Raw genomic sequence first — 12,579 nt, forward strand, 5'->3', positions numbered from 1 at the left:
TATATAGTGTAAAATTTAGGTAAGAAATCATAATCGTTATATACAGGAGGTAATATATGAAGTTTAAAAAGTTGTTAACTTTAGGTCTTGTTACAGTATTATCGGGGTCTATGTTAGTTGGTTGTGGAGCTTCTAAAGGTTCATCAGGAGACAAAGAAAATGGGAATAAAAAGATAAAGGTAACTATGATAACTGATGTTGGGGGAGTTAATGACCAATCTTTTAACCAAAGTGCATGGGAAGGATTAGAAAAGGCTAAGAAAGATTTAGGAATAGAAGCTAACTATATAGAATCTAAACAAGAATCTGATTATGCTACTAATGTTGAAACAGCAATAGATAATGGTGCTGATTTAGTAATAGGGGTTGGATTTAAATTAGAAAAAGCAATAGGAGATGCAGCTAAAGCTTATCCAGAAGAAAAATTTGCTTTAATAGATGCAGATTTTGGAGGAAAACCTCCTAAGAATGTAGAGAGTATAATGTTTAATGCTCAAGAAGCTTCATACTTAGTAGGATTAGTTGCAGGTAAATTAACAGAGAGTAATAAAGTAGGATTTGTTGGGGGAATGGAAAGTCCATTAATAGAATCTTTTGAGGTTGGATATGAAGCAGGAGTTAAAGCTGTTAAACCAGATGCACAGGTAGTTGCTCAATATGCAAACAATTTCGCAGATCCAGCAAAAGGAAAATCTATAACAAATCAAATGATATCTAATGGTGTAGATATAGTATTCCATGCTGCAGGAGATACTGGAAATGGTGTTATAGAAGCTGCTAAAGAAGCTGGTAAAAAAGCTATAGGGGTTGATAGAGATCAAAATAGTATTGCACCAGAAACTGTAATAACTTCTGCTGTAAAGAGAGTTGATGTTGGGGTTTATAACACTGTTAAAAATTTAGTTGATGGAAAATTTGAAGGTGGATCAGTAGTTACTTATGGATTAAATGAAAATGGTGTTGGGGTAGCAGAAACTACAAAAGAAGATGTTGCTCCAGATATATTAGAGTTTGTTAATCAACAAGGTGATAAAATAAAGAGTGGAGAAATAAAAGTTCCAGCTACAAAAGCTGAATTAGAAAAAACACAAAAATAATAATGAAAAAGGCTAGCATATGCTAGTCTTTTTTTATACCAAAAATATTATATGCAGATTAAAAATAAAATGAAAAGTAAAATGAAATTTAAATATCATTTATAATTATAAAATATATCATTATTAAACCTAAAACAGAGGAATAATTGTCATAATATGTAATAAATATATTGAAATTATATTTTAAAATTACAAATTATAACAAAAAACAACAAAAAGTATGTGATATAATTAAAATATTACATACTAATTATTAAATTTAAATTGTTATTAATGTTATTTTTTAGTATAATGAAATTGGCAATTATTTAAAGAGGAGGGATATAGTTAACTATGGTTAATAGTAATGTAGATTACAGTCGAAAAGTTGTAGAGATGAAAAATATAACTAAAAAATTTGGAAACTTTATAGCTAACGATAATATAAATTTGACTGTGCATAAGGGAGAAGTACATGCTCTTTTAGGAGAGAATGGAGCAGGGAAGTCAACACTGATGAATATATTATATGGTTTGTATCATCAAACTTCAGGTGAGATATATATAAATGGTGAGAAGGTAGAGATGGCAAATCCAAATGTTGCAATATCTCATGGAATTGGTATGGTTCATCAACATTTCATGTTAGTACAACCTTTTACAGTTGCTCAAAACATAATACTAGGAACAGAGCCTACAAAGGGAACTGGAGTAATAGATATGAAAAAGGCTATAGAAGATGTAATTGACATATCTAAAAAGTATGGATTACATGTTGATCCAAATGCAAAGGTAGAAGATATAACTGTAGGTATGCAACAAAGAGTAGAAATATTAAAAGCATTGTACAGAGGGGCAGATATATTAATATTAGATGAACCTACTGCAGTACTTACGCCTCAAGAAATAAATGAACTTATGCAAATAATAAGGAATTTAACTAAAGAAGGTAAGTCAGTTATAATAATAACTCATAAATTAAAAGAAATAAAAGCAGCAGCAGATTATTGTACGATTATAAGAAGAGGTAAATATATAGGAACAGTAAAAGTTGCTGAAACTTCAGAAGATGAGCTAGCTGCAATGATGGTAGGTAGAGAAGTTAGCTTTAAAGTTGATAAGCAAGAGGCTAAAGTTGGGGATGTAGTACTTAAAGTTGAAGGTTTAAAAGCTAAAGATAGCAGAAAAGTACAAGTATTAGATGATTTATCACTAGAAGTAAGAGCTGGAGAAATACTAGGAATAGCTGGGGTTGATGGTAATGGTCAATCAGAATTGGTGGAAATATTAACTGGATTAAGAAAAGCTGACTCAGGTAGTATCAAAATAAATGGTGAAGAAGTATTCAACAATAAACCAATTGATATCTTTAAAAAAGGAATAAAAAATATACCTGAAGATAGACATAAAAGGGGTCTTATACTTGATTTTACAGTTGCAGAAAATGCAGTAATTCAAAGATACAAAGAAAAAAGATTTTCTAATAAAGGCGTATTAAATAACAAAGAAATAGAAAAACATGCACAGAATATAATAGAAGAATTTGATGTAAGACCAACAGATTATACTTTAAAAGCTAGAGCGCTATCTGGTGGTAACCAACAAAAGGTAATAATAGGTAGGGAAGTTGACAATATAAGAGTAGATAGAAAAAGTACAGGAAAAGCTCAACTATTAATAGCAACTCAACCAACAAGAGGTTTGGATGTTGGAGCTATAGAGTTTGTTCACAAGGCATTGGTTGATCAAAGAGATGAAGGTAATGCAGTTTTATTAGTTTCTTTAGAACTTGATGAAGTTATGAATGTATCAGATAGAATAGCAGTAATATATGAAGGAAAAATAGTTGGAATTGTAGATGCAAAAGATGCTGATGAAAATACTTTAGGATTTATGATGGCGGGAGGTGCAGAGAATGTGTAATAATACTAAGACTAAAAGGAAGATATCTTTAGCTAATAATACTATAGTATTCTCTTTGATATCTATATTTCTTGGGTTAATAGTAGGAGCTATAGCTTTAGCAATATCAGGATTTAATCCTATAGAAGCTTACTCTGTAATGATTGATGGTATAATTGGTAAGCCTAAATATATAGTATGGACTTTTATAAAAGCAACTCCACTTATATTAACAGGACTTTCAGTAGCTTTTGCATTTAAAACAGGTTTATTCAATATAGGAGCAGAGGGTCAATTTATTGTGGGTGCATTAACTGCAACTTTAGTAGGATATGGACTTCACTTACCTGCAATAATACATATACCACTTACTTTAATAGCAGCAGCTTTGGCAGGAGCTTGTTGGGGTGGATTTGCAGGGTTTTTGAAATCAAAGTTTGGAGTTAATGAAGTTATATCGACTATAATGTTAAACTGGATTGCATTTTATTTAAATAATTATATGATAATGAAACCTTGGTTAAGAGAAGGTAATAGTGAAGCATCTCATTTAATAAATGAAAGTGCTAGTATAAGCATAGATTGGTTAACGGGACTTATTGGTCCAGCAACTAAAGCTAACTGGGGGATAGTAATCGCAATAATATTAGTATTTATAATAGCGTTTGTATTATTTAAAACAACTTTAGGATATGAGTTAAGAGGGGTTGGATACAATAAATTTGGAGCAGAATATGGAGGAATAAATATAAAATCATCTATATTTAAATCTATGGCTATAGCAGGAGGGCTTGCAGCTTTAGCGGGTGCAGTACAAGTTTTAGGTGTAACTCATAATATAACAGTACTTGCAGCACCAGAAGGTAACGGATTTGATGGTATAGCAGTTGCTCTTATAGCGAATAGTAATCCAATTGGAGTTATATTCTCAGGTATATTATTTGGAGCACTTAAGTATGGTGGAACAAAGATGCAAACTATACAAGCTCCTTCTGAAGTAATAAATATAGTTATAGGTTCTATAGTTTATTTTATAGCTTTAAGTAGTGTTATAAGAATGTTATTTATAAAATATAAGAATAAGAAAAAGCAAGGGGGAATTGAATAATGGAAGATTTAGCTTTAATTTTAAGTACAACTTTAATGTACTCTACACCCCTTATATTTACAGCGTTAGGTGGAGTATTGTCAGAAAACTCAGGTATAGTTAATATAGGGTTAGAAGGTATGATGACTATAGGTGCATTTGCAGGAGCAGCTGCAGGTGTTTTAGTAGGAAATCCGTGGATAGCGTTTTTAATAGGTGGTTTAGCAGGTGGATTATTTGCATTAATACATGCTGTTGCAACTATAAGTTTTAATGCAGATCATACTATATCAGGAGTTGCGATAAACTTACTTGCTCCAGGGGTAGCATTATTTACATCTAAGATGTTATTTGATGGTGCTACTATGACTCCTACAATAAGTATGGAAGATAAAATGCCAAGACCTTTAGATGGTTTATTTGCAGATGGAAGTATATTAAATACTATATTTAATACATATGCAACAGTATTTTTAGCATTTATATTTGTTGCTATAGTATGGTATGTTTTATATAAAACTAAGTTAGGTCTTAGAATAAGAGCAGTTGGAGAACATCCAGGTGCGGCGGATACTCTTGGAGTTAATGTAGCTCGTATTAGATATATAGCAGTAATAGCTTCAGGTATACTTGCAGGATTCGGGGGAGCATCTATGAGTTTAGCTATAGTTTCTTCGTTTAGGCCTACATTAATTTCAGGACAAGGATATATAGCTATGGCAGCTGTTATATTTGGTAAGTGGAAACCACAAGGAGCTATGGGTGCATGTTTATTATTTGGATTCTCTACAGCATTATCTGTATTCTTTGGAAATCCAGAATTACCGTTTAAAATAAATGAAAACTTACTATCGATGATACCGTATATAATAACATTAATAGTATTAGTTTTATTTATAAAAACTTCTAAGGCGCCAGCGGCACTTGGAAATCCATATAAAAAAGGTGAAAGATAAAAATGGTAGCATTAGCTACCATTTTTTTATTGAAAAAATAGTTATAGTATAACAAAGTATATATAATAAAATACTATATAAAATAAATATAAAGGAAGGTAAATATGAATAAAAAATATAGTCACGAATCTTTTGTAATTAATGAGGATTTATGTCTAGCATTGGTAGATAAAAGAATTACTTGCGATATGGAACTAGAATTAAAAAAAAGAAATATACAAATAATAAAAACGACAGAATGTAAGGAATGTTACAATGCTATAAAATATCATCCAGATATAAGTATATGTAATTTAGGAGAGGGTAATATAGTTGTAGCACCAAATGTTTATGAATATTACTTTAATATTTTAAAAAAACTTGGATTTAATATTTTAAAAGGAGACAGTTATATAAAAAGAGATTATCCGCATAATATACAGTATAACGTAGCTATATTTGGAAATTATGCAATACATAATTTTGAACATACAGATAAAAAAATTCTAGATTATATAAATAAGAAGAAATTAACTAAGATAAATATAAAACAAGGATATTCAAAGTGTTCTATATGTATAGTTGACGAAAATTCAATAATAACATCTGATGTGGGTATATATAAAACTGTTTTAAAATATGGAATAGATTGTCTTTTAATACAATCTAAAAATATAGATTTATTTGAATTGAATTATGGATTTATAGGTGGTTGCTCAGGCCTTATAAGCAAAGACAAACTTGCATTCTTTGGAGATATAACAAAACATCCCGACTATGAAAATATTAAAAAATTTTTAAAATCAAAGAATAAGGAAATAGTAAATTTAAGTAAAGAAAGATTATTGGATTTAGGTTCCATAATTCCTCTTATGACTAGAAAGGAGTGATGACTTTGAATAATAAAGAGATTTATTTGAGTTTATTACCTAAATATGAATTAGTTGCAAATGAATTTGTAGAATCGAGTATATTTAAAAATAAAATTAAATATAATAAAGATTTTATAGAAATTAAAATAAGTATGGATGATGAAAATGAGAGTAAAAGATTAGATGTAGTTAAAGAGATAACAAGTTTCTTAATGAAAGTAATGAAAGAAAATATATTAAAAGAGTACATACATAAGACATATAGTGAAATATATAAAGAACAAGAATTTAGTATATATGATAAATCCTTAGAAATATTTGATAAAAAAGAGGTGTTGATTAGAGAATCGATATTTAATAAATTAAACAATTATATATCGAATAATAATCGTATAGATATTGATGGATTTGTTAGATTTAGAATGAGAGAATTAATAGACTATGTATCTAATATAGGTGATATTGCATTAGAAGAATATCTTATGAAAAAAGATTATGATGAGTTTATAAATGTTTTGAAATATTTTACACAAGTTCAAGATACAAAAATAGATACACTTAAAGTTTATATAAGAAAAGATAATTCATTTATACTATATGATGAAAATGATAACATAATAGAAAATGAAAATGATGAAGAACTTATGAATATGTTTATAAAAGAAAATTTAAATTATGAAGATTTTTTAATAAGTACATTACTATCTTTGTGTCCGAATCGTATAATTATATATGACTCATTAAAAACAAATTCATCCAGAGAAATAGTTGATATGATAAAAGCAATATTTGAAGAAAAGGTAGAAGAGACAAATAAGTCTTAAATATTAAAAATATATTGAAAAAATTTTATTAAAGTATAAAATATATATTGTTTCTTATTAAATAAATAGTTAAGGAGATATTTAAAATGAACAATATATATATAATTCTTATTATGGGAATTATAGGAGGAATAATTGGATATATAACAAATAAATTAGCTATAAAGCTTATGTTTAGACCAATAAATCCTATAAAAATTCCAATATTAAATTTAGAAATAATAGGGTTAATACCAAAGAGAAAAAAAGAAATAGCAGTAAAAATAGGAGAGATAATTCAAGATGAATTTGTATCATTAGATGATATACTTAAAGGTTTGGTAACTGAGGAAGATAAAGAAAAGGCTGTAGAGTATATAAAAGAAAAAGTTAGAACTATAATTGATGAAAAGGCAGCTTTAATTCCTAGCTATATAAAATCAATTATAAAAGGCTATATAGATGAAATTATAGAGAAAGAAGTAAATGATTCTATAAATGAGTTAGGTGAAGATATAGTTCAAAAGGCTCATCAAAGAGTTAACATACAAGAAATTGTTGAAAATAAAGTGAATGATTTAGATTTAATTGAATTAGAAAATATAATTTTGAGTGTTGCAGACAATGAATTAAAACATATAGAATTATTAGGATTGATACTAGGATTTTTAATAGGTATAGTTCAAGGAATAATAACTATATTTATATAATAATTTTAGTTGCCATAATGAATTGAATTTGTTATAATGTATATAATTATAAATAATATAGCGATGAAAAGGAAGAGTAAAATAGAAACAATTTACAGAGAGGATATATCAGAGGCTGTAAGTATATCTAAATATGACTATTTGAAAACTACCTTGGAGCTGAGTTTAGTAGCTTAATAAGTGAAAGTGCTCGGATGACTACCTTATAGTCAACAAGAGGGTAATGTACATCACATACCAACTTGGGTGGAACCGCGAATTATACTCGTCCCATGATTTTCATGGGCCGAGTTTTTTTATTTTATACAAAAATTTTAAGGAGGTAAAGACATGATAAAAGTTACTTTAAAAGACGGATCTGTAAAGGAGTACGCTAAAGGTACAACTGTTATGGATATAGCGAAGTCTATAAGCGAAGGTTTAGCTAGAAGTATAGTAGCTGCATCTGTTAATGGAGAAGTTGTGGGGTTAAACTTTGAAGTTAATGAAGATTGTGAGTTAAATTTATTTAAATTTGATGATGCAGAAGGTAAGGATGTATTTAGACATACATCAGCTCACATGTTAGCTCAAGCTATAAAGAGATTATACCCAGAAGCTAAATTAGCTATAGGGCCAAGTATAGAAAATGGATTCTATTATGATATAGATTTAGAGTATAGATTAACTCCTGAAGATTTAGAAAAAATAGAAGCTGAAATGAAAAAAATAGCTAAAGAAGATTTAGCGATAGAGAGATTTGAATTAAGTAGAGAAGAAGCAATAAAATTAATGGAAGAGCAAGGGGAAAACTATAAAGTAGAACTTATATCTGAATTACCAGAAGGAGAAGTAATATCTTTCTACAAGCAAGGTGATTTCACAGATTTATGTAGAGGACCACACTTACCAACTACTAAAAAAGTTAAAGCTATTAAATTACAAAATGTAACTGGAGCTTATTGGCGTGGAGATGAAAAGAACAAGATGTTACAAAGAATATATGGAACATCTTTTGAAAAAAATAAAGATTTAGAAACATATTTACATTTATTAGAAGAAGCTAAGAAGAGAGATCATAGAAAATTAGGTAGAGAATTAGAATTATTCTTTATACCAGAAGAAGGACCAGGATTCCCATTATTCCTACCAAAAGGTATGGAACTTAAAAATGAATTATTAAAATTCTGGAGAGAGTTACACAGAAAAGACGGATATGTAGAAATAGAAACTCCAATAATATTAAATCAAAAATTATGGGAGACTTCAGGTCACTGGTATCACTATAAAGAAAATATGTATACTGTAGATATAGATGAGCAACAATTTGCTATAAAACCAATGAACTGTCCAGGTGGTATGTTATACTACAACTTCAAACAACATTCTTATAAGGATTTCCCTATGAGAGTTGCTGAATTAGGTAGAGTTCATAGACATGAATTATCAGGAGCTTTAAATGGACTTAAGAGAGTTAGAGCATTTACTCAAGATGATGCACATATATTCATGTTACCAAATCAAATAAAAGATGAAATAAAAGGTGTTGTTTCATTAATAGATAAAGTGTATTCTGCATTTGGATTTGAGTATCACCTAGAATTATCAACTAGACCAGAAGATTCAATGGGAACTGATGAAGAATGGGAAGCTGCTGAAAACGGATTAAGAGAAGCATTAGAAGAGTTAAATCTACCTTATGTAATAAACGAAGGAGATGGAGCATTCTATGGACCTAAGATAGACTTCCACTTAAAAGATTGCTTAGGAAGAACTTGGCAATGTGGAACTATACAATTAGACATGCAATTACCTCAAAGATTTGATATCAGTTATATAGGTGAAGATGGAGAGAAACATAGACCTGTTATGATACACAGAGTTGCATTAGGAAGTATAGAAAGATTTATAGGTATATTAATAGAGCATTATGCTGGTAAATTCCCAACTTGGATATCTCCAGTTCAAGCTAAGATATTACTTGTATCTGATAGATTCAAAGATTATGCTGAAGAAGTTAGAAATGCATTATTTGATAAAGGTATAAGAGTAGAGCTTGATGATAGAGCAGAAAAAATAGGATATAAGATAAGAGAAGCTCAGCTTCAAAAGGTTCCTTATATGTTAATAGTTGGTGAAAAAGAGCTTAATGAAAAGAAAGTATCTGTAAGATCTAGAGACAACGGAGAAATGGGAGCTATGGATGTTGAAGAATTTATAGCTAATGTATTAAAAGAAGTAGAAGAAAGAACTAATGTAATTCAAGCATAGTTAATTTAAAAAAGTTAGCCCTAGGGCTAACTTTTTTTATACACATTCTTTTCTTATTATATCTTTAAGTTCTTCGTGAGTCATAGTTTCCTTATCAAATAAATGTTGTGAAACTAAATGAAGATCATTTAAACTAGAATTTAAAAGATTCAATGTTTCTTCGTAACAACTATTTATTATATTAGTTGTTTCTTCTTGTATTTTCTTTGATAAGAAATTCTTTTGATTCGAGTCTATAGTCATAGCGCCAAGACTACTCATACCATATTCACATACCATTTGAGTTGCGATATCTGTTACTTTTTTTAGGTCGTCTTTAGCACCAGTAGATTTATGTCCAAATATAATTTCTTCCGCAGCTTTACCAGCAAGTAAGATTTTTATTTTTCCTAAAAGTTCATCTTTAGTATAAATATATCTATCCTCATCTGGTAGTTGAAGAACATATCCAAGAGCTTGACCTCTAGGTATTATAGAAATCTTTTGTATTGGATTTATTCCAAGAGCATTACTAACAAGAGCGTGGCCTGCTTCGTGATAAGAAACTATACGTTTTTCCTTTTCTATAAGTTTAGCATTTTTAGATTCAAGTCCAGCTATAACTCTTTCTATCGCTTTATCAAAATGAAGGCTATTTATAGTTTCACTGCTATCTCTAACTGCAAAGATTGCAGCTTCATTTGCTATGTTTGCTAAATGCGCTCCATTAAATCCATGAGTTTTTTTTGCTAATATATCTAAGTCTACAGAGGCATCAATAGGCTTATTTTTAGTATGAACTTTTAAAATTTCTAATCTAGTATGATAGTTAGGATCTCCTATGTGAACGTGTCTATCAAATCTACCAGGTCTAAGTAATGCATCATCTAATAAATCTAGTCTATTTGTTGAACCGACTATAAGTATATTAGAATCTTTATTAAACCCATCCATTTCAACTAATAATTGATTTAAGGTTTGGTCTTTTTCGTTATTACTTTCTAAGTGTCTTTTTGCACCTATAGCATCGATTTCATCTATAAATATTATACTAGGGGCATCTTTTCGAGCTTTTTCAAATAATGTTCTAACCCTTTTTGCACCCACACCAACGTATTTTTCTACAAACTCAGAGCCAGTTACGTTAAAGAAAGATGCATTTGTTTCTCCAGCCATAGCTGAAGCAAGTAATGTTTTACCTGTGCCTGGAGGTCCATAAAATAATACACCTTTAGGGATTTTAGCACCCATTTTTTTATACTTATCAGGGCTTTTCATAAAATCTACTATCTCAAAAAGTTCTTCCTTGACTTCTTCTAGTCCAGCTACATCATTAAATGTAGTTTTGGGCTTAGATGAATCGGAGTTGTCATTAGGAGTTTCTTTTTCAAGTTTCGTCTGATTAAACGCAGGAGCTGGTTTATTAATTTTTTTTAAAAAATTATCTAACATTTTCATAGTCAAACACCTCAGTTATAAAAAATTGTTGTTACTACATATATTTGCCGTTTTTTGAATTAATATTATTAAAATTTTACATTTAGAAATTTAAATATTGATTTTATTAAAAGTATAACCATAAAGGGAAGAATTAATTAACAAAAAATCAAAAAAGTAATTGACATAAATTTAAAACAATGATATATTAGTTAAGTAATGAAAAACAAGAAGAAGTCCGCTTCTCACCTTACGACAAAATAAGTTAGTAAGGTAAATATAAGTTACGATTTTAGATTAGGTTTATTAATTGAGATAACTTATATGGCGGATGATAATATCATTCGCCTTTTTTAATATAAAATTGGAGGTGTCCTACTATTAGTAAGGAATTAGCAATCAATGATGAAATAAGAGATAAAGAAATAAGAGTTCTCTCAGAAACAGGTGAGCAACTTGGAATAATGTCTTCTAGAGATGCTCAAATAATTGCAAATAATAAGAATTTAGATTTAGTTAAAATATCACCTAACGCTAATCCACCTGTATGTAAGATAATGGATTACGGTAAATATAAGTATGAACAAGCTAGAAAAGAAAAAGAATCTAAGAAAAAGCAAAAGGTCGTAACTGTTAAAGAAGTTAGATTAAGACCAGGTATAGAAACAAATGACTTAAACACAAAAGCTAATCAAGCTATGAAATTCCTTAAAAAAGGAGATAAAGTTAAAGTCGAACTTAGATTTAGAGGTAGAGAATTAGGACATAAAGACTTAGGAAAACAAGTAATGCTTAAATTTATAGAACTAGTAAAAGAGTTTGGAGAACCAACTAAAGCCCCAGCATTTGAGGGTAATAATATGGTTGTAATGATAGATCCAAAAAAATAGATATATATTTGAGAGGAGGATATTAATATGCCTAAAATGAAAACTCACAGAGGTGCAGCTAAGAGATTCAAAAAAACTGCAAGTGGAAAATTAAAGAGAGCTAAAGCTTTCAGAAGACATATACTAACTAAGAAGGATGCTAAGACTAAGATGCAATTAAGAAAGTCTGGAACAGTTAGTGAAGGAGATGCTAGAAGAATAGCACAATTATTACCATACCTATAAGAACGAAAAAATATAGATAAAATTTATTAAAGAGAGAAACGAAGGAGGTTACGACGATGGCAAGAGTTAAAAAAGCTATGAACGCTCGTAAGAAGCATAAGAAAATATTAAAACTTGCAAAAGGTTTTAGAGGATCAAGAAGTAAATTATACAGACCAGCTAACGAATTCGTTATGAAGGCATTAAAGCATGCTTATGTTGGTAGAAAATTAAAGAAAAGAGATTTCAGAAAGCTTTGGATACAAAGAATAAACGCAGCTGCTAGAGCTAACGGAATGTCTTACTCAAGATTCATGAACGGATTAAAATTAGCAGGTGTTGAAGTTAACAGAAAAATGTTATCTGAAATGGCTATAAACGATCCTCAAGGATTCGCTAAATTAGTTGAAGTTGCTAATTCAAAATTAGCTTAA

The 12,579-nt window shown here is 29.4% G+C and carries 12 protein-coding genes and 1 other annotated feature; of the genes, 11 read left to right on the forward strand and 1 reads right to left on the reverse strand.

Features of this window, described 5'->3' with window-relative positions; all coding sequences use genetic code 11:
• Positions 1–56: 56 nt before the first annotated feature.
• The 8 genes from H8891_RS10795 (at position 57) to thrS (ending at position 9,635) form a co-directional block, all read left to right on the forward strand.
• Complete coding sequence (locus H8891_RS10795; RefSeq protein ID WP_147547027.1) at positions 57–1,097, forward strand: BMP family lipoprotein; 1,041 nt, start codon at positions 57–59, stop codon at positions 1,095–1,097.
• Between the two features lie 333 nt (positions 1,098–1,430).
• Positions 1,431–2,999, forward strand: coding sequence for an ABC transporter ATP-binding protein (locus H8891_RS10800; protein WP_187006463.1), 1,569 nt, complete (start codon positions 1,431–1,433; stop codon positions 2,997–2,999).
• On the forward strand, positions 2,992–4,086 hold the full coding sequence (locus H8891_RS10805; protein ID WP_187006464.1) for an ABC transporter permease: 1,095 nt from the start codon (positions 2,992–2,994) through the stop codon (positions 4,084–4,086). The genes H8891_RS10800 and H8891_RS10805 overlap by 8 nt, the downstream gene beginning before the upstream one ends.
• A complete protein-coding gene (locus tag H8891_RS10810; protein ID WP_147547033.1) occupies positions 4,086–5,021 on the forward strand; it encodes an ABC transporter permease in 936 nt (311 codons plus the stop codon). The genes H8891_RS10805 and H8891_RS10810 overlap by 1 nt, the downstream gene beginning before the upstream one ends.
• Positions 5,022–5,125: 104 nt before the next feature.
• Positions 5,126–5,890 carry a DUF6873 family GME fold protein gene (locus H8891_RS10815; RefSeq protein ID WP_187006465.1) on the forward strand — a complete coding sequence of 255 codons (765 nt, stop codon included), beginning with the start codon at positions 5,126–5,128 and terminating at the stop codon, positions 5,888–5,890.
• Between the two features lie 5 nt (positions 5,891–5,895).
• Positions 5,896–6,696: a putative sporulation protein YtxC gene (locus tag H8891_RS10820; protein ID WP_187006466.1), complete on the forward strand. Its 801-nt coding sequence runs from the start codon at positions 5,896–5,898 to the stop codon at positions 6,694–6,696.
• Positions 6,697–6,782: 86 nt separating this feature from the next.
• Positions 6,783–7,385, forward strand: coding sequence for a DUF445 domain-containing protein (locus H8891_RS10825; RefSeq protein WP_187006467.1), 603 nt, complete (start codon positions 6,783–6,785; stop codon positions 7,383–7,385).
• Between the two features lie 54 nt (positions 7,386–7,439).
• Positions 7,440–7,661 (forward strand) — a binding site (T-box leader).
• Between the two features lie 54 nt (positions 7,662–7,715).
• Positions 7,716–9,635, forward strand: coding sequence for a threonine--tRNA ligase (gene thrS, locus H8891_RS10830; protein WP_147547042.1), 1,920 nt, complete (start codon positions 7,716–7,718; stop codon positions 9,633–9,635).
• A gap of 36 nt (positions 9,636–9,671) precedes the next feature.
• Here thrS and H8891_RS10835 read toward each other — a convergent pair whose 3' ends face one another.
• Positions 9,672–11,072, reverse strand: a complete 1,401-nt coding sequence (locus tag H8891_RS10835) for an ATP-dependent metallopeptidase FtsH/Yme1/Tma family protein (RefSeq protein WP_187006468.1) — start codon at positions 11,070–11,072, stop codon at positions 9,672–9,674.
• A gap of 377 nt (positions 11,073–11,449) precedes the next feature.
• On the opposite strand from H8891_RS10835, the gene infC reads away from it, so the two are divergent.
• The 3 genes from infC to rplT are packed head-to-tail and all read left to right on the forward strand — an operon-like array spanning position 11,450 to position 12,579.
• A complete protein-coding gene (gene infC, locus H8891_RS10840) occupies positions 11,450–11,941 on the forward strand; it encodes a translation initiation factor IF-3 (RefSeq protein ID WP_330594196.1) in 492 nt (163 codons plus the stop codon).
• 27 nt (positions 11,942–11,968) lie between these two features.
• Entirely contained in the window at positions 11,969–12,166 is a 198-nt protein-coding gene (gene rpmI / locus H8891_RS10845) for a 50S ribosomal protein L35 (RefSeq protein ID WP_147547049.1), read from the forward strand.
• A gap of 56 nt (positions 12,167–12,222) precedes the next feature.
• The gene (gene rplT / locus H8891_RS10850; RefSeq protein ID WP_147547051.1) at positions 12,223–12,579 is read left to right on the forward strand and encodes a 50S ribosomal protein L20; all 357 of its coding nucleotides are present in this window, start codon (positions 12,223–12,225) and stop codon (positions 12,577–12,579) included.

The organism is Paeniclostridium hominis (genome assembly GCF_014306135.1).
Taxonomy (GTDB): Bacteria; Bacillota; Clostridia; order Peptostreptococcales; family Peptostreptococcaceae; genus Paraclostridium; species Paraclostridium hominis.